The sequence below is a fragment of the Alishewanella jeotgali KCTC 22429 genome (assembly GCF_000245735.1).
Classification (GTDB): Bacteria; Pseudomonadota; Gammaproteobacteria; order Enterobacterales; family Alteromonadaceae; genus Alishewanella; species Alishewanella jeotgali.
Genome location: NZ_AHTH01000002.1, coordinates 104,266 through 121,653, shown reverse-complemented (window position 1 = coordinate 121,653; position 17,388 = coordinate 104,266). Strand labels below are relative to the sequence as shown.

Genomic DNA, 17,388 nt, shown 5'->3' with positions numbered 1-17,388 from the left:
GGGGAAGGGACCCGAATCGCATCAGCGTGAGCCAGAGTTGGGCCCTATTACATCCCAACTCTCTCCGCACTATGCGGAAAACCACCCCTCCCGGACGCCCCACAAATCTAGGCTTTTTCGCTCTTTAAGGTGCTGACATGAAAAGGTTTTTTCCGAATTTTTCGGCCGAATTTTCAAAATGTTCCTAAATTTGATAATTGCTCGTTTTTCATGCAAATATTAACACTTCATTTACACAAATTTGGTTAGAAATGGAGTTTTAAGGTGAAATTGCAGTTAAAAAAGCAGGTGCTGCCAGAGTTTGCTGAGATGTACGTAGCTTGTTTCGGTGTATGGCCGAAAAAACACAAGCTGGCGGCGGAGTTCTTTGGCGTGTCAGAGCAAACCGCAAAGCGCTGGTATGAAACCAACAACCCTTCCTTGGTTGCTCACCGGTACCTAACGGTACACTACCGAGGCTACCTACCCCTTACCGGTGCCTGGCAGTTCTGCCGCATCGACAAGGACGGAATCTTACATACGCCCCACGGTGTTTGCTCACCGGGTGATATAACCATGCTCTGGCGCTACAAGTGGTCAGCTGAACAAAACGCCAGGCAATATCAGAAAGCTAAGCAAAAACTAAAGGATCTCCAATCCGGTACCCAGCTAAAAATGCTTCGTCATACTGCTGACTATTTAAATCGGTTAGTGTTAGAATTGACGCAGGAATAAAAACAGGGGCTAAGCCCCTGATTTCATTGTATATTATGTTAAATGTATTAAATGCTGGAAATGTCTAAGTAACTGTATTTGATAGATTTAGTGTTATAATCCTAACTTCGGATTTATAGCGAGTTTTGAGAACAGCTTATATGCAGGTATTTTGGTACTTGGTCACTGCTCTGCTTTGGCCATTATTACTTTGGCAAGGCAAGCGCCTGCGCAAGCTGGCTGTGCGGTTACCGGAAGCCACTGGTGACAGAGCTGGCAGTATTGCTGCAAGCAATGCTGCACAACAATCTGTATTAAGAGTTTTGATTTGCGGTGACTCGGCGGCAGCCGGTGCCGGTATCGCTTCGCAGCAACAAGCGCTGGCAGGCTATCTTACCCGGGCGTTAGCGGTTGCGAACTCAGTAGAATGGCAATTAGTCGCACAAAGCGGTCTTTGTTGTAACGGGCTGGTTAAATTACTGCAAGGTCTGCCAGAGCAACGCTTTGATCAGATCTATGTTTCGATTGGCGTGAATAATGTCACTGATCTGACCGGAAATCGACAGTACCGCGAGCAGTGTCGGGAATTACTCACATTGCTTAGCACACGATTTCAGTCGCCGAAGATTATTATCAGCGCCATACCACCGATGCAGCAGTTTACCGCATTACCCTGGCCGTTAAATCAGTGGCTTGGGTTGAAGGCGCGACTATTAAACAAGGTTTTAACGCAAGAGCTAGCCCATTGGCCCAATGCAGTAATGGTTGATGCTAAGCTGCCGTTAAGCCCGGAGCTGCTGGCAGCAGACGGCTTTCATCCTTCAGCAAAAGGTGCGGCGCTTTGGGCGCAATTACTACTGGAAACCGCTGCTACAGACTGTGAGCAAACCTAAGATAAGTGTGATAACGATGAATGATAGCGATCTACCCTACTCGCAAGCCTGTGAAAATAATAAGTCCCCTATTCTGTCGGTATTAAATCAGGCTTTTGCCAATTGCCAGCAGGTACTGGAAATCGGCAGTGGTACTGGCCAGCATGCGGTTTACTTCGCCAGTCAGCTAGCTCACCTTAGCTGGCAAAGCAGCGATCAGCACTGCAATTTACCGGCACTGGCTGAACGGATCCGCCGTGCGGCGCTAGCCAATTTACCGCCACCATTGGCACTGGATATCAGCGATGACAGCACGCCCGAGCAGCGATTTGATGGTATTTTTACTGCCAATACCTTGCATATTATCAGTTGGCCACTGGTTAAGCGCCTGTTTAGGCGCTTAGATGAATTTGCCGCACAAGAAGCAACGCTATGTATCTATGGGCCTTTTAACTATCAAGGCGAATTCACCAGCGCCAGTAACCAGGCTTTTGATGCCAGCTTAAAAAGTCGGGATCCGGCGATGGGTATTCGCCATAGCGAAGACATTCTGCAACTGGCGGCGGCAGAAGGTTTTTTGCTACAGCAGGATATCGCGATGCCGGCAAATAACCGGCTACTCTGGTTTAAACGCTAGCCGCTGCTTCAATACCCATTTATTCAACCGGAGCTTTATTTAACCAGAGCTTTGTAGGGCAAGGCCGCTGCTGCAGCTTGAAGATAGTGCTGCAAATGCTGCTGCTCTTGTTTGAAATAGCCCTGGATCGCAGCTGATAACGGCGTATCAGCAAAACGGTAGGCACCATAGCGTAATACCGGCGCAAAACCGCGTTTAAGCTTATGTTCACCTTGAGCACCGGCATCAAAAAACGATAATCCCTGCTTGATGCAATACTCAATACCCTGATAGTAACAAAGCTCAAAATGCAAATAGTCATTGTGTTCCAACGCGCCCCAGTAACGGCCATAGAGCGCATCCTTACCCCGAAAACAGAGTGCGGCAGCAACAATCTGCTGTGGTTGTTGCGAGTCAAAAGCCGCAAATACTACGATCTGTGTCGCCATTGTTTTCGCCATTAGTTGAAAGCTTTGTGGCGTGATATAGCCGTGATGGCCGGAACGTTTAAGGTAGGTGGCCTGATAACAACGGATCAATTGTCGCCAGTGGTTATCGGTAAGCTGCTCACCGGTCAGAGTTTGCAAGCTAAGTCCGGTACAGGCGGCGCGCTCCTTAGCAATTTGTTTGCGCTTGCGCGAGTTCAGCCTAGCCAGAAAGTCGTTAAAATCTTTGTAATGCTTATTCTGCCAGAGAAATTGCACATCATATCTAAGCCATAGCCCCTGCTCCGCTAAGGACGTAGCTAGCTCAGCCTCTGGGTAGAGCCACTGCACACTATGTAGTTTACCTTGGTTTAGCTCAGCTTTTAGAAACTGACAAACCACGTGTAGCACCGCATATTGATCAGTGCCTTGCCGCATGCCAAGCCTTGGCCCGGTCACCGGCGTAAAAGGCAGCGCCGCTACCCATTTTGGATAATACGGTAACGGCAATTGCTGATAGGCCTGTGCAATTTGCCAATCAAACAGATACTCGCCATAAGAGTGAGTTTTTAAGTAGCCAGGTACTAAGGCAACCAACTGCTCGCCTTGCCAAACGGCAAGATGCTGGCTGTGCCAACCGCTATTACCATCAACACTGCCACCTTGTTCCAGCGCCGCTAAAAAAGCCTGGCGACTAAAAGGGTGAGCGTTATCAAATAATGCCTGCCAGTCGGGTTTGGCAATATCGTTAACCGAGTGCAGCCAGCCCGGTTTTAAACCATCATCTGTCATACTCAGACTTAACTTTTATCCTGCTGCGCCAGGAAGTCTTTAAACTCGATGGTATAAAGCCGCAGTAATACCAGCGTTAGCGCAAAAATAATCGGGCCGTAAATTACGCCAATTAAACCAAATAATTGGATACCACCGAGCAGGGCCAGAAAAATCAGTAAGGTGCTCATATTAGAGCTACCCTGCATCAGAATAGGTCTGAGGACATTATCTATCGAGCCCACCACTAACACGCCCCAGCCAGCCAGAAAGAGTCCCCAGCCCCAATCACCGGTAAAGAATAAATATAAACTGGCCGGCAGCCAGATCAGCGCTGTGCCTACCGCCGGGATAAAGGAGGCAAAGGCCATCATCGTGCCCCAGAATAATCCCGGAAAACCGACTATGGCCATGGCAATACCGCCAGCAAGCCCCTGCGCAATAGCAGTCAGCACTGAGCCGAGTACTGCTGAGCGTGCTACCAACTTGGCTTCGCTTAGTAAGGCATCTTTTTGCGAGCGGGATAACGGAATGTAATGCTGAATAGCGGCCACAATTTTATCGTGATCGCGTAATAAGAAATACAGCACAAACAACATCAAGACAAAGCTGAATAACAGACCGGTCAGATCGCCAAGCATCTTGGTACTCAGGTTTAACAACTCTTTACTAAAGCCGGCAGCAAATTCGCTCAGACGTTCAATAATCTGCCGTGGTGTTAAGAGATCGCCGGGGAGCTTATCAGCCGCCAGTGCCTGTAATTGTTGCAGATAAGGATGCTGCAGTAATTGCTCAGCCCCGCCCTGACCCAGCCAAAGATAGATTTGTTTGGTAACCAGCAACCCTTGTTGCACCAGAGCGGCAAACACCAGGCTGGCGGGTACCAGGATCACCAGCACCAACAGCAAACAGGACAAGGTTGCCGCCAGGTTGGGTTTAGTTGGCATTTTGCTACCTATCCAATGGTGTACCGGATAACACAGCAATGATAAGACAAAGGCCAGCACAATAGCGCCTAAGTAAGGTGCCACCAGCAGATAGCTGCCATACAAAGCCAATAGCAGCGCCAGGATCAGTAAATAATGGCGGGATTCGATGGTAAATTTCGCAGGCATGGTAAATCCTTTTCTAGGGCGTGTTGACGTTTGCTGCTTATTTTTGCAGCTGTTTGGCTGGTGTTTATACAAGGCAGAGCTTGTGATGTGTAGTTATTCTACATGAACAAGCGATAACGCAGTAGAAACGCCAGCCAAACGCTGCCCGAAGGGTTCGCACTGGCGACGCTTTGCTCTTTGTCACTCGTCACTTATTTAGAATAACTAAACTGCGCTCCTCGTTTCGCGATCAAAGCGCCGCCAGTGTGAACAAAATCTAAGCAGCAAACGTCAACACGCCCTAACAGCACTGGCCGTGTGTGTCGGCACTTCATCGTCGTTTGACAGTTAAAAGTTAAATAACATCACGCCCAAGCCTATACTATTTTGCCGGTGATTGTAATCCAGCAAGGTCTCGGCGTAACCGGAAAATAGCTGTAAATGCAGCCGTAAACCATCGGGTTGTTGCTTATTGATTGGATAGGTCAAATCCAGCTGCCAGGAGCCCTTGGAAAAATCCTGCCAGTTCATTCTGCGGGTTAACGAAGCGGTGGCACTGCCCGGTAGCCAGTTCAGTTGTAGCTCGGTACTGCCCAGGAAGTTTGTCAGATCCGGGTTATCGTCTTCCGACAATGATTCAGCAACCCGTTTATTAAACTTCAGCAGAAGTCCAACCTGCTCGCGCTCGAACGCTGCGGCGGTATAAAAGCGGTTCCAGCTGCGCGATAACGGCTCGCTCTGACCATTAGATTGGTGCACAAAACCAAATTGCAGCATCTGTAACCGCCAGCCAAAGGGCAAAGCGCCTAAGTACTCAGCCGTCGGGATTACATAAACCACCTCCGGCTGATAGTCGGTACTACGAAAAGGTGCCGAATCTTCTGAGTTCCACAGCTGCCACATTGAGGTCTGGGTGTAGGCGAACCAGAGATCGGCATTGGGCAATAGCCAGTCTTCCAGAATTTTCGCCCGAAGTGATACCTGCAGCTTGGTTTCAATATCTTTATAGTTTTCCTGTAGCTCGGCACCGCTGCGGGTTGGACTTGCCGGTTGGCGGTTTACACCGCTACTGTAATGCACTGGCAAAATAAAGTTAGGTTGATAGGTACGCACCCGAAAGGTGCCGCGTTTATCCTGTTCGGTAAGTTCCCACAAGCTTTGTAGGATGGTAGCAACTGGAATTACCGGCGCAGCTGTGACTGGCTCGGCGTCCGTCGTATCGGGCTGTTCTGCTACAGTTTGGGCAACCGCCGTTACTGGCTGTCGCTCAGCCAGTAAACGCTGCTTTTGCATGGCTTTGACTATATCGTCATAACAACTGAGTCGCTGCTGATCGGCAAGGGCTAAACATTGTTCCAGACGTTGCTCCGCCTCAGCGCCCAGTGCCGGGTTAACAATACCCAAGGCGACGGCCAAAGCAATTAATCTCTGCATAAATTACTCCCTGTAGCGATCTCAAACTAACTTAGTGTACGGGATAAAAATGACAAATAGCTGAACTGAAGTGTAAAAAATGTCTTAATGGCCTTGTAGTTTATCAATATCGGCCCGATTTAGAATAAATACAGATCACAGGAGCATAGGATGACAACCTCATATACCCCACCCGCAGTCTGGCAATGGCAGTCTGAAAATGGCGGCGCCTTTGCCAGTATCAACCGCCCGGTTTCCGGCGCTACTCACCAGCAGCCTTTACCCGTTGGCGAACATCCGCTGCAACTTTATTCACTGGCGACGCCCAATGGCATAAAAGTCACAATCTTACTGGAAGAGTTATTAGCTGCCGGTCATGCGGCTGAATATGATGCCTGGCTTATCAGCATCAAAGACGGTGCGCAATTTGGCAGTGGCTTTGTCGAACTGAATCCTAACTCGAAAATTCCGGCATTATTTGACCGTGACCGCGGCATCCGGGTATTTGAATCTGGCTCAATTTTGTTGTATCTGGCAGAAAAATTTCAGGCCTTTTTACCCACTGAGCCTGGCGCCCGAACTGAAGTGATGAACTGGTTATTCTGGCAAATGGGTAGCGCCCCCTTTGTTGGCGGCGGCTTTGGTCATTTTTACGCCTATGCGCCGGAAAAATACGAATACCCGATCAACCGCTATGCTATGGAAACCAAACGTCAGTTGGATGTGCTGGATAAGCAGCTGGCGCGCCAGCCCTTTGTTGCTGGTAACGAATACAGCATTGCCGATATGGCAATCTGGCCCTGGTATGGCGGCCTGGTATTGGGCCGGCTTTACGATGCAGCTGAATTTTTGGATGTCGGCAGCTACCAGCATGTGTTGCGCTGGGCACAACAACTGGACGCACGTCCGGCGGTAAAACGCGGCTATCTGGTAAACCGTAACTTTGGTGATACACCAGGTCTGGCTGAACGCCACAGCACGGCTGATTTTGCGCCCTTCGGTTTGTAAAAGTAGGCGCCGGCAGTGGCGCCTACTTTTTCGTTTATCCGGCTACCAATTGGCCCGCAGCCTTAACTTGCTGCCGCAGCTCCAGCTGCAAGCTTTCCGGTAACTTTAGCTGTCTGGCCAACTCGGTCAGATAGCTACGCTCCATAAAGCTCTCTTCATCGATCACCAGCAAGGTCGCCATATACATCTCGGCAGCCAGTTGTTCTGAGGTAGCTAATCTTGCCACCGCGGCCGGATCCAGTGGTTTTTTCAGTTCAGCATCAACAAATTGCCGGATCCCGGCATCCGTGGTCAGTCTGCTGATTTCCTGCTCAATCAGCTGTAGCTCACGCTCATCAATATGACCATCCGCTTTTGCAGCAGCAATCAAGCAGACCAGAATGGCACGGCAACCGCTTTCAGTATGCAGCTCGGCCGCTGTGCTGCTTGCTGGCTGATTTCCCTGTTGCTGCTGCCAGTTACCATAGGCCTTGTAAGCCAGTACACCAAGCGCGGCCAGGCCACCGTAGGTTAGCACCTTGCCTCCGAGTTGCCGGCCCTTTTTACTTCCCAGCAAATACCCTAGTGCGCCGCCGGCTACGGCAGCACCGGCCCGACCTTTTAATAAGTCATTGATGCTACCACCGGTGCCCGGTGCACCAGTCAGCCCTGTACCATTACTCAGTAATTTGTTAAGAAAATCTTTATTTAGCATAGCCGGCTCCTTAGTTAAGATTTTGCTTAGAGCTTACGGCGGTAAATTAATTCCTTGGTCTGTTTTTTATATTGCCGGACAATTCGCCGCCACCCGATAGCCCTGTTGCTCGGCTTCAGATATGGTTTGGAAAATCACCCGGTTTGCTGGCGCCATACTTTGATAATTGGGGCAATCCGGCCGGTGATAGATTTTGGAGTTGCGGTTAGCATGGATTGGACCTGTCACTTTGCTGCTGCTTTCCACTTTGGCAACCTGCGTGTCGTTGCGGTTGTCCCAACCGGCAGCGGTTAAGCCAATGCCGCTGGTAGCAAAGCCTAGCTGCCAGCTTTTTTCACCGGTTACAAAAGGATTATTACGCCCGGTCTGCATAGCTGTGCGCTGGTGGATCTGCCGCTCTTTCTCTGAAACCGGATCCTGACTGTGCCAAGCCAGAAACATTTGCTGATCCTGGCGGCTTAATTTCAGGTTGTAGCGATCGGCCATATAAAACGCCACCCGCGCAATATCGCCGCGGATATCTGCCTTGGGCTGAACCTTACGCTGTTTGGTATCAATCCGGATATCACAGCGGCCAAACTGACCGCTGAATTCTTGCCCAACCATACCAAAGGGCAGATCGGCCCGCAGACCATTGATCTGTCCTACGGCATAGGTCAGATTAAACAGATCAGCTTCAATCAGGTTAAATAACGGATCCTGTTGCTGGCAGTTCTTACGGCCGCCGTTTTGCCAGCATTTTAATTGCTTCCCCACCCAGGAGATCGGAATAATATGCTCCACTTCTGAACGAGCCGCTCTGGCCAGCGTTGCCTCACTAGGGGTACCCCGGGGCGCATAGACTTCGAAGCCACAGCTTTGATGATCAACCCGACCACCACTGCGTCCAACCCAACTGATCGCACAATCGCAATAAAAGGTACGTTCATGGCCCTGATAAATTTGCTTGAGGGTAACTTTGGCCTGTTCAAAATTGCCTGGATTGGCAAATACCGGACTGCTAATGCTAAGCAGCAGAATAACGAGCAAAACGTATCTGATCACAACAACTACCGCGCCGGCCGTGGACGCTCTGATGACTGCAAGTCAAAACCGGCCTGTTCTGACTTTGATCCTGTTGCGAACCCAATTTGTCCGCCAACCCTGATCTTAACAGTAAACACCTTGCAGATTAAAGCTTGCGATCTGCTTAACCTGACGCCAGACCAAGGTCAGATTGTGCTTTTTTATTAAAACAGGTATAACTTGAATACGCTCAAATAATATTAGTCCGGGTCTGATGTCAAAGTTGTTGCAACCCTTGCTACTTCTACTGGCGATATGCTGTTTCAGTGCTGTTGCAGACATAGACTATGTGTTTAGCCCACCTACCGATAAGCTGACCGCCCGACAGTCTTCGGTTTATCACATCACTCAGGACCAGCATGGCTTTATGTGGCTGGCAACGGACAGCGACGGACTGTTACGGTTTGATGGCAGCGAAAGCGTTAATTGGCTAAGTGTCGCAGAAAGTGGTTTACGGCGGCAAAATGTCAATAAATTTGTATTAGAGAATAATGGCGCTATCTGGATGGCCAGTTGGGGTCATGGTTTAACCTATCTCGCTGCTGCAAACGATGTTCAGTACAATTTCCGGGCCGATAGTGGCGATCCTGACGCGCTGGCATCTGATCGGGTACAAACCTTATTTCTGGATAGCAAGCAACGTTTATGGATTGGTACTGTCGCGGGGGTTAACTATATTGATTTAGCTAACCCCAGGGAGATCAAGCGTTATGCGGCGCCGGAGCTCGAACATCCATTGCATAAGAACCGGATCTGGTGGATCACTGAATCGGCTGAAGGTCTTTGGTTTGCCACCGCTGACGGCATAGTGCTGCTTAATACAGAGCAGCAGGTAAAACGCTATCTGTTGCCGCAACCGGAAAAAAATATCCTTGAACGAGCGCGTGAAGTACGCGCTATTCAGCATTTTAGCTCGGGTATCTGGGCCAGTTCGGCCACGGGGGTTTATCAGTATCATTCCGGCTGTGACTGTTTTGCCCGTCTGGAAATGCCGGCGCAAGTCGCCTCTCCCCGAGTAAATGTACTTTATCAAAGTCCGGATAATTATTTATGGGTCGGCAGCACCGAAGGATTATTTTTATATGATACCGAGGCTAAGCAGTGGATTAAAAATCGTCAGGGCTTTAATTATCTGCCGGATGTCGATGTCCGAACCCTCTATGAAAACGCCGACAGCCAACTCTGGGTAGGTAGCCGGGATCAGGGACTCTTTATCGGTAATCCGCAACAACGGGCTTTTCAACCCTTGAGTAGTCAACTACCGAGCCCCCTGCAACAGGCGGCAAGTCGTTTGATTAGTGCCCTGTATCAGGACCAGCAACGTAATATCTGGATAGCCGCACACGGTGCCTTAATCTGGCTGGAGCATGCCAGCAACCAGTGGCATCAGGTTCTGTATCGCCAACAACATAATATTCGCAAAATTTATCAATTTGCTTCGCAGCCTGACGGCTCGCTCTGGCTGGCGACAGACAGTGGCTTATATCAAATGCAGGATGGCCGGCTTAGACCAGAGCTGACGCCTTTTGAGCTGGCAGGTATTCCTCCGGGCGCTATTACTGCCTTTCATATCTCTACTGACGGCGATTTTTATCTGGGGGTTTGGCAGCGGGGTCTACTTCGCTGGCAACCGCAAACGCAGCAGGCGACTATTAGCCTGACTAACCTGGCGACAAACAGCGGCGACCAGATTTATCAGATCGTCACTGATCAAAGCGGCAATCTATATGCAGCAACCCGTTACTCCGGATTGTATAAAAGACCTGTCGGGCAAAGCTGGCACCAGGTAGAAACCGGTGTCGCCAATCTGGTTGAAGGATTTAATTGTGTATTACCTGTCGCTGAAACAATAGTTTGGCTTTGCTCCGAATATGGGCTGTGGCGCCTTGATCTACAAAGCGGCAGCAGTTCACAATTTTTAACCGAGCAAGGACTGCCAAGTGTCTTTATTACCGGCGCCTTCCTCGATCAGCAACAACGGTTATGGGCTTTGACTAATCATGGTCCTGCCCGCTTTAATGAGCACAGCCAACGTTTTACCAGTTATAGTCTGAATGATGGCCTACCCGATCTGACGATGCAGCGTAATGCCCATCTATTGTTACCCGACGGCAGCTTTTTGCTGGGTACCGCTATGGGGGTCGCCAATAGCAAATTTGATATAGAGGCCGAGTATATGCCTGTGCCCAGAGTCGCGCTGAGCCAGGTTGAAATCGATGGCAGAGATCAGACCCGGCATTATCCTGTTAATCAGACGCAAATTGCGTTACCGGCTAACTTTCGGGAATTGGTGATCGGTGTCTCAGTTCTGGACTACCGTGAACCAGACAAAAACACTATCCGATACCGTCTGCTAGGGTTTTCATCGAACTGGAGTAGCGCAACCCGTAACCGCGAATTACGTTATTTAGGCTTAGCTCCCGGCAATTACCTGTTAGAAGTGATTGGCCAGAATAGTCAGGGTATCCAATCCGCAGAGCCATTGCGAATCCAAATTCAGGTCGCTGCACCCTGGTGGTATTCACCTTACTTATGGATTGTCTCTGCTGTCGTTTTCCTAACTACCTTGTTATTAAGTGTCTATCTGCGAGAGCTTAATTTAAGAAGACGCAACGCACGTCTGGCCGGCCTGGTTAGTGCCAGAACGCAGGAGCTTGAATTGTTAGCACAACAACTGCAAAACAAAGCTGATCATGATGAGCTAACGGGGTTATTAAATCGCGCCGGTTTTACGGAACACTTTCAACGTTTACGTTTACAGTTACAACGCAGTCAGCAATCTCTTAGCCTGGTGTTAATTGATCTGGATTATTTCAAGAGCATTAATGACCAGTTTGGTCACGCCGCAGGTGATGCCGCCCTGCAGCATTTCGCTGCTAAGCTAAGTACAAGGGCGAGAGGCAGCGATCTGACTGGGCGCTGGGGAGGCGAAGAATTTATTCTGGCTCTGGCGGACTGTACAGCAAGTGATGCCAAAGTATTTTGTGAGGCCTTACTACGAGAGATGCAGCAGGAGCCCTGCTCATACCAGGGCGCCATATTAAAGCTGAGCGCGACTTTCGGCATAGCGCAGCTACCCGTCAGTTGCAGTTCGCTCGAACAGTGGGTAAAACTTGCCGACGACGCCCTCTATCAGGGCAAGCATCGTGGTCGCGCTCAGGCCGTTATCGCAAAGCCGACTCAGCTGCTCACCAATTGATGCGCGACCTGAGTCCCCGTTAGCAGGTTATCATGCAGCGGGCAGCGGGCGCATACTTCATCAAGAAAGCGTTGCTTCTGCTCCACCGACAGATCGGCGTCAATCTCAGCCAGGATCCGGATCTGCTGAAAGCCTGCCCGCTCGGTCGTCGCCTTGCCCATCAGCGCATCTGGGTCATAATCCCCCTCGACGGTGATCCGCATCCCGTGTAGTGCGATTTTCTGTTGAAAGGCGGCAATCCGGCCAATAGTGGCAATACAGCCGCCAACGGCAAAAAGTAACATCTGCAAGGGCGTCGGCCCCAACCCAGTCCCTTTTGCTGTAACAGGCTGATCAATCATCAGCTGGTGCTCACCGATCCGGGCCGCTACGGCAAAGCCATCCTGCATGACACTTTCAACACTAACAGTTTTAAGCATATTAAACCCCTTTAATTTATTCTGCGCTAATATAAAGCCAATTCTCAAGTAAAATGCTGTTCCAGATCAAAACTATGGCTGGTCTGCAATTTGGCTGCATTGCCCCTTGGAGTCGGATTTAACATTGAAAGTTAGATGATTTGAGTATAAATCCGGCGATCAGTAGTGGATGTTCCGTTAAAACTGGTATTCCGTTGCGGCTTTTATTAGTGTAGCGCCTTTTCTTCAAGGGCCGGAAATCGATATGAGCACTGTCACATTATTTGACCAGCTGCAAGATGCAGTAAAAGAACTTATCAGTAAGAATATCAAATTACAACAACAGTTAAATAACTTACAAGAACAGCACGAGCTGTTACAACTGGAGATGATGGAGAAAGACGACAGTCAGGCAAAGCTCGCTCAGCAAATGACGCAATTGTTAACTGAGCTTACTCAACAACCTCAATGAGTGTTCGACCTTATAGTATTACCATCGCCGGGCGACACTACCGTTTTAAGGCTGAGTCGGATTTAGAGTTAGTATTGCAGCAGGTTGCCAGCGAATTAGAACAGCGGATAACCTTACAGGCTACACAGCAACCGCTGGCCAGTCGTGACCAATTACTTATGCTGACAGCGGTAAATGTATTGGCTGAAATGAAACAACAACAAGCCACGTTGGCCAATTTACTCAAAGCAATCCAAACAAGCACCCAGGGCTAAGCCCTGGGAGTAAAATTACTATTAACTGCTGACGCGGCGGTAATTACGGTACTCCGGTCGCCAGAAATTATCTTCAATTTTTTGTTGCAGCGCATTGTCGTCCAGCTCCAGCGCCAGGCCCTGCTGCATCGCGACCTTAGCGACAGCAAAGGCAATCCTTTTACTTAACGCAGCGAGCTCAGTAAAAGGCGGTAACAAGCCCCCTGTTCCGGTGTTAGCCAGAGGCGAATTCGCTGCCAGGGTTTCACTGGCAGCACGCAACATCTCGTCTGAAATCAGTCTGGCGTTTGCGGCTATTACCCCCAAACCGATACCCGGGAAAATATAGCTGTTGTTACACTGGGTGATCAGAAATTCACGCCCCTGATAATGAACGGGCTTAAAGGGGCTACCGGTCGCAACAATCACGTCTCCCTCTGTCCACTCAATCACCTGCTCTGGTGTTGCCTCTACCTGCCGTGACGGATTACTTAATGGAAAAATAATCGGCAAGGCACAGCCCTTTTTCATCGCGCGGATAATCTGCTCAGTAAATAATCCAGCCTGACCAGATACCCCTATTAACACGGTAGGCTGAGCACAATGCATTACGTCTAACAGGCTTGGATAGTCACCGCTAAAGCTCCAGCTGGCAATTTGCGCACTGCTTTGCACTAGAGCTTGCTGGAAGTCACGTAAATCCGGCATGGTATCGGTAAGCAGTCCGAAGCGGTCAACCATATACACCTGACTACGCGCCTGAGCTTCAGCTAAACCTTCTGCCACCATCTGGCTAATAATCGCCTCGGCGATACCGCAGCCTGCAGAGCCAGCGCCGACGAATACCACTTTTTGCTGATGTAATGGCACACCTTTGCTACGGCAAGCCGCAAGCAAGGTCCCTACCGTTACTGCAGCAGTACCCTGAATATCATCATTAAAACAGCGCACGCTGTCACGATAGCGCTGCAGAATCGGCATCGCATTGGGCTGGGCAAAATCTTCGAACTGAATAATGGCTTCCGGCCAACGCCGTTTTACCGCCTGAATAAAGAGGTCAATAAACTCATTATATTCCTCCTGCCCAACCCGCGGTTGCCGTAGGCCCATATACATAGGATCTTTAAGTAATTTTTCGTTGTTAGTACCAACGTCTAACATCACGGGTAAGGTATAGGCCGGGCTGATACCGCCACAAGCGGTATAGAGCGACAGTTTGCCAATAGAAATACCCATACCGCCTATGCCCTGGTCACCCAGGCCCAGCACCCGTTCACCATCTGTTACCACTATGACTTTGACTTTGCTTTTCGTTGCATTACGCAGCACGTCATCCAGATTATAGCGGTCTTCATAGCTAATAAAGAGCCCACGGGCACTGCGATAAATATCGGAGAACTGTTCACAGGCGTCACCGACCGTCGGCGTATAGATAATGGGCAACATTTCTTCCAAATGTTGCTGCACCAACCGATAAAACAGCGTTTCGTTATTATCCTGAATAGCGCGCAAATAAATATGCTTATTAATCGGATCTTCAAAGCTCCGATATTGTTGATAACAGCGGCTCACCTGCTCTTCGATGGTTTCATAACGGGGCGGTAGTAAACCTGTCAGGTTAAAGGCGGCACGCTCCTGTGCTGAGAAAGCACTTCCTTTGTTCAATAGTGGCGTTTCAAGTAAGGCCGAACCTGCATAGCCAGTATACAGAGGTCTTTTCGACAAATTGCTTGTAGACATGATGTGATCCGAATAACCAAAAGAAAGCCGGCACAACCGGCTATAAAGACGACATTAATAGATAGTACTTATCCGGGGGTTAAGAACGGATAATACAAATAACCCTTCAGTATTGCAGAAGTCGATGGCTTTAAGTAAATCTGCTTGAGTTAACTGCAGTGTTTCTAATAAGAAAGGATCAACCAGCGTTTTGATGCTATACAATTCTGGATGCTGATTGGCCAGTGCCAATCTCACTGCTAAATAAACAATGAGATCCTCCGGACTTCTTGCCTCGTATTGACTGTTGTGCTGCAATGCAACGGGATCTGCAATCGCATCAGGCAGCTGCCAAAGATGCAACAACTCTGCACCACAACTTGCGTAAGTAAAACCTAATTTGCGTTGTTGCAACTGCCAGGGCTTTATCTCAGAACTGTATTGCTGACACTCAGTTGCTATCTCAGCATTTTGCTGAGCCACTACCAACTCGCCAATGTTATGTAATAAGCCAGATACATAGGTGCGATCGGCGGATTTAAGGCTGATATGGGTAGCAAGGTATTTTGCAATTAAGGCAGCATTGACACTTTGCTCCCAAAAGCGCTCTAAATCGATAGCGGTGCAATTTATTTGGCTACAGGCGGAGCTGATACCAATACTCAGGATCAAATTATAAACCTGAGTTTTTCCAAGAACTAGCAGAGCCTTACTGACAGAATCTACCTGATAGGGTAAACGATAAATTGCTGAATTAGCCAGCTTTAATAACTTTGATGTCAACACCGGGTCTAATAAGATAACTTCAGCGATATCATCCAAACTCGCCGTATCGGATTCCATCAACTCCCGCACCCGGAAATAACTGTCAGGTAAAGAAAATAGCTCTACTACATTCTGCGCATATTGTAACGCATTCATCTTAGCTTCTCCGGTTGTCACAACCTACCGACTGAGTAAAACAGCGCCTGATGTAAAATGACCACGCTGCTACGAACACCTTTTTACTAAGTGTCGCTGTTGTGATGGATTTTACAAGGTTTTCCGGAAAAATCTTAGTAGTTTTTTCGCCAGCCGCACTGGATAGACCCCGTTATAAAAAACGCAGCCACCAGAGACTGCGTTTTTCGGATCAAGCCAGCGACTGAATAGCGTCAGCCGTATACGTCAAACAAGCTGGCGTTTAGCCACAGATGTGCGAAAATCGAGGCGATGTAACCCAGCGCAATTACCGGAGCCCATTTCAAATGGCCAGCAAAGGTGTACATGCCTCTGGCCTGGCCCATTAATGCCACCCCGGCAGCAGAGCCAACCGACAGCAGGCTTCCGCCAACGCCTGCGGTAAGTGTAATCAGCAGCCACTGGCCATGTGACATATCTGGCTGCATCGTCAACACCGCAAACATCACCGGAATATTATCAATTACGGCGGAGATCACCCCTAAGGCAACGTTGGCATTAGTTGGGCCCCATTGGCTATATAGCAGGTCGGACATCACGGCCAGATAGCCCAGAAAGCCCAGGCCGCCAACACACATCACTACACCATAGAAAAACAGTAAGGTATCCCATTCAGCGCGTTGCACCTTACTGAATACATCAAAGGGCACCACACCACCTAAGCGCCGTAAACGTTCCATATCCCCCGCCCGCTCTGCCATAGCGCGTTTACGGGCCAGCGAACCCGGTAACGTCATACGCAGGAAATAACCAAAGAACTGCAAATAGCCCAGGCCCATCATCATACCCAGTACCGGTGGCAGATGCAGGAAGGTATGACAGGCAACAGCTGTGGCAATAGTAAATAAAAACAGGCAGACAATACGGATTGCGCCACGTTTTAACTCCACATCTTCTTCAATGGCATTAGGCTTACGTTTTTCAATAAAGAAACTCATAATCGCCGCCGGGATCAGGAAATTGACCATTGACGGGATAAAGAGCACGAAAAACTCCTGAAATTTCACCATCCCCGCCTGCCAGACCATTAGCGTCGTAATATCGCCAAAGGGGCTAAAGGCACCACCGGCATTGGCTGCGACCACGATATTAATACAGCAGAGGTTAATAAAGCGTTTGTCTCCTTCGGCTACCTTCATTACCACTGCGCACATCAACAAAGCGGTGGTCAGGTTATCGGCTACTGGCGAGATAAAGAAGGATAAAAAGCCGGTGATCCAGAACAGGTTCTGATAGCTAAAGCCCTTGCGAATCATCCAGGCTCGCAGCGCATCAAATAGCCGGCGCTCTTCCATGGCATTGATATAGGTCATCGCGACCAGCAGGAATAACATTAACTCGGCGAACTCGAGCAAGTTATGTCTGAAAGCATCTTCGGCCACGTTTGGCATGCCATTTTGCACATAGACCCAACCAATCAGGATCCAAATCAGACCTGCTGCAACCAGCACCGGTTTTGATTTGCGCATATGCAATTTTTCTTCGCCCATCACCAGCGCATAAGCCAGCACAAAAATGGCGATACAAATAAAACCGATAGTTGAAGACGTCAGGGATAGCTCACCAGCTGCCGCTGCCAAGGCGGCGGGGCTGGCCAGCAACAGCGCGGCACAGCAGGACAAAACACTTAACGTTCGCATGATTAAACCTGTTACTTTTTTGCACAAATTTAGTTGAGGGTAAGTTGCCCGTAGGCTGGGCGGCCGGATGGTAACACATCCGGGCGCTAAGAATGTCAGATGAATGGCAAAAATAC

The 17,388-nt window shown here is 49.2% G+C and carries 16 protein-coding genes; 7 read left to right on the top strand and 9 right to left on the bottom strand.

Annotated features, from left to right (window positions below):
- Positions 1–270 precede the first annotated feature (270 nt).
- The 3 genes from AJE_RS00730 to AJE_RS00720 all read left to right on the top strand — a co-directional run bounded on the left by AJE_RS00730 (position 271) and on the right by AJE_RS00720 (position 2,202).
- Complete coding sequence (locus tag AJE_RS00730; RefSeq protein ID WP_138984169.1) at positions 271–714, top strand: hypothetical protein; 444 nt, start codon at positions 271–273, stop codon at positions 712–714.
- A gap of 140 nt (positions 715–854) precedes the next feature.
- Positions 855–1,586 carry an SGNH/GDSL hydrolase family protein gene (locus AJE_RS00725; protein WP_008949218.1) on the top strand — a complete coding sequence of 244 codons (732 nt, stop codon included), beginning with the start codon at positions 855–857 and terminating at the stop codon, positions 1,584–1,586.
- Positions 1,587–1,602: 16 nt separating this feature from the next.
- Positions 1,603–2,202 carry a DUF938 domain-containing protein gene (locus AJE_RS00720; RefSeq protein WP_008608527.1) on the top strand — a complete coding sequence of 200 codons (600 nt, stop codon included), beginning with the start codon at positions 1,603–1,605 and terminating at the stop codon, positions 2,200–2,202.
- A gap of 35 nt (positions 2,203–2,237) precedes the next feature.
- On the opposite strand, the gene AJE_RS00715 is transcribed toward AJE_RS00720, so the two are convergent.
- The 3 genes from AJE_RS00715 to AJE_RS00705 all read right to left on the bottom strand — a co-directional run bounded on the left by AJE_RS00715 (position 2,238) and on the right by AJE_RS00705 (position 5,905).
- Positions 2,238–3,398 (bottom strand): GNAT family N-acetyltransferase, encoded by a 1,161-nt coding sequence (locus AJE_RS00715; RefSeq protein ID WP_008949217.1) that lies wholly within the window; start codon positions 3,396–3,398, stop codon positions 2,238–2,240.
- An 8-nt stretch (positions 3,399–3,406) separates the two neighbouring features.
- Entirely contained in the window at positions 3,407–4,492 is a 1,086-nt protein-coding gene (locus AJE_RS00710; RefSeq protein ID WP_008949216.1) for an AI-2E family transporter, read from the bottom strand.
- 327 nt (positions 4,493–4,819) lie between these two features.
- Positions 4,820–5,905 (bottom strand): phospholipase A, encoded by a 1,086-nt coding sequence (locus AJE_RS00705; protein WP_008608530.1) that lies wholly within the window; start codon positions 5,903–5,905, stop codon positions 4,820–4,822.
- Between the two features lie 150 nt (positions 5,906–6,055).
- Here AJE_RS00705 and yghU point away from each other — a divergent pair, with 150 nt between their 5' ends.
- The gene (gene yghU, locus AJE_RS00700) at positions 6,056–6,892 is read left to right on the top strand and encodes a glutathione-dependent disulfide-bond oxidoreductase (RefSeq protein ID WP_008608531.1); all 837 of its coding nucleotides are present in this window, start codon (positions 6,056–6,058) and stop codon (positions 6,890–6,892) included.
- Positions 6,893–6,926: 34 nt separating this feature from the next.
- Here the strand turns inward: yghU and AJE_RS00695 are convergent, their stop codons facing one another.
- Both AJE_RS00695 and AJE_RS00690 read right to left on the bottom strand, forming a co-directional pair.
- Positions 6,927–7,586: a tellurite resistance TerB family protein gene (locus AJE_RS00695; RefSeq protein ID WP_008608533.1), complete on the bottom strand. Its 660-nt coding sequence runs from the start codon at positions 7,584–7,586 to the stop codon at positions 6,927–6,929.
- Between the two features lie 66 nt (positions 7,587–7,652).
- Positions 7,653–8,630 (bottom strand): endonuclease, encoded by a 978-nt coding sequence (locus AJE_RS00690; protein WP_039925312.1) that lies wholly within the window; start codon positions 8,628–8,630, stop codon positions 7,653–7,655.
- A gap of 235 nt (positions 8,631–8,865) precedes the next feature.
- Here AJE_RS00690 and AJE_RS00680 point away from each other — a divergent pair, with 235 nt between their 5' ends.
- Positions 8,866–11,850: a ligand-binding sensor domain-containing diguanylate cyclase gene (locus tag AJE_RS00680; RefSeq protein WP_237709271.1), complete on the top strand. Its 2,985-nt coding sequence runs from the start codon at positions 8,866–8,868 to the stop codon at positions 11,848–11,850.
- Here AJE_RS00680 and AJE_RS00675 read toward each other — a convergent pair.
- The gene (locus AJE_RS00675; protein ID WP_008949212.1) at positions 11,832–12,269 is read right to left on the bottom strand and encodes an OsmC family protein; all 438 of its coding nucleotides are present in this window, start codon (positions 12,267–12,269) and stop codon (positions 11,832–11,834) included. The two genes, AJE_RS00680 and AJE_RS00675, sit on opposite strands and share 19 nt — an antisense overlap.
- 244 nt (positions 12,270–12,513) lie before the next feature.
- Between AJE_RS00675 and AJE_RS00670 the strand changes: the two genes are divergently transcribed.
- Both AJE_RS00670 and AJE_RS00665 read left to right on the top strand, forming a co-directional pair.
- Positions 12,514–12,720, top strand: a complete 207-nt coding sequence (locus AJE_RS00670) for a hypothetical protein (RefSeq protein WP_008608539.1) — start codon at positions 12,514–12,516, stop codon at positions 12,718–12,720.
- A complete protein-coding gene (locus AJE_RS00665; protein WP_008949211.1) occupies positions 12,717–12,974 on the top strand; it encodes a cell division protein ZapA in 258 nt (85 codons plus the stop codon). Before AJE_RS00670 ends, AJE_RS00665 begins: the two co-directional genes overlap by 4 nt.
- Positions 12,975–12,995: 21 nt before the next feature.
- Here the strand turns inward: AJE_RS00665 and AJE_RS00660 are convergent, their stop codons facing one another.
- From AJE_RS00660 to nhaD, 3 genes are all read right to left on the bottom strand, one after another.
- Positions 12,996–14,693, bottom strand: a complete 1,698-nt coding sequence (locus AJE_RS00660; RefSeq protein WP_008949210.1) for an NAD-dependent malic enzyme — start codon at positions 14,691–14,693, stop codon at positions 12,996–12,998.
- A gap of 54 nt (positions 14,694–14,747) precedes the next feature.
- Entirely contained in the window at positions 14,748–15,593 is an 846-nt protein-coding gene (locus tag AJE_RS00655; protein WP_008608542.1) for an HDOD domain-containing protein, read from the bottom strand.
- 233 nt (positions 15,594–15,826) lie between these two features.
- Positions 15,827–17,272: a sodium:proton antiporter NhaD gene (nhaD, locus tag AJE_RS00650; RefSeq protein ID WP_008949209.1), complete on the bottom strand. Its 1,446-nt coding sequence runs from the start codon at positions 17,270–17,272 to the stop codon at positions 15,827–15,829.
- Positions 17,273–17,388 lie beyond the last annotated feature (116 nt).